The sequence below is a fragment of the Pseudomonas sp. D4002 genome (genome assembly GCF_013385665.1).
Classification (GTDB): Bacteria; Pseudomonadota; Gammaproteobacteria; order Pseudomonadales; family Pseudomonadaceae; genus Aquipseudomonas.
The window spans coordinates 11,349-12,253 of sequence record NZ_JACAPN010000069.1 but is presented as its reverse complement, the minus strand read 5'-3'; the positions used below and the strand labels follow the sequence as shown (position 1 = coordinate 12,253).

General features: G+C 63.3%; 2 protein-coding genes. Both read left to right on the top strand.

Features of this window, described 5'->3' with window-relative positions; genetic code table 11:
• On the top strand, window positions 1-609 hold a 609-nt coding region (locus tag HX824_RS32210; protein WP_256347075.1), incomplete at its 5' end, for an acyl-CoA dehydrogenase family protein.
• Window positions 610-631: 22 nt separating this feature from the next.
• A partial coding sequence (locus HX824_RS32785) for a sigma 54-interacting transcriptional regulator (RefSeq protein WP_371319428.1) occupies window positions 632-905 on the top strand: 274 nt, incomplete at its 3' end.

Below are 905 nucleotides of genomic sequence, written 5' to 3'. Positions count from 1 at the left end.
CGCCAGACCGACAGCGGCAGCGTGACCTTCAAGCGCGTGCGTGTGGAAGAGTCCGACCTGTTGCTGGACCCGGGCCCCCTGAGTACTCCGTTCGCCTGCCTGCGGCCGTTGATTGCGCAACTGCACTTCGCGAATATCTTCCTCGGCATCGCCGAAGGCGCGTTCGAAGAGGCGCGCCAATACACCCTGGAAGAAGCCCGCCCGTGGTTCCGCTCCAGCGCCAGCCACAGCACCCAGGACCCTTACATCCTCAGCCATTACGGCGATTTCTGGGTGGCGCTGCAAAGCACCCGCCTGCTGGTGGAGCGCGCAGGCCAGGTGCTGGACGCGGCATGGGCCAAGGGCTCGGCCCTGACCAGCGAGGAACGCGGCGAAACGGCGATTGCCATCGCCACCGCCAAAGTCGCCGCCAGCCGCAATGGCCTGGAGTTGTGTAGCAAGGTCTTCGAGGTCACCGGCGCACGGGCGACCAACGCCTCGGTGGCCCTCGACAGGCACTGGCGCAACTTGCGCACCCAGAGCCTGCATGACCCGCTGGACTACAAACTTCATGAACTGGGCGAGTGGGCACTGAACGGTACCGCGCCCATCCCGACGTTTTATTCCTGATCTTTTATTCAAAGGGATAACCATGCAACTGCTGACCCTACCGCCCTCGCCCGCCCTTGCCACCTCCATCCGCGCCACCGCGCAGGTGTTTGAAGACCCCAGGTCCAAGGCCTTGCTCAAGCATGTGCAACAAGTTGCGCCGAGCGAAGCCAGCGTGCTGATCATCGGTGAAACCGGCACCGGCAAAGAGTTGGTCGCACGGCATATCCACAACCTCAGTGGCCGCAAGGAGCAGCCATTCGTGGCGGTGAATTGCGGTGCGTTCTCCGAATCACTGGTGGAAGCCGAGCTGTTCG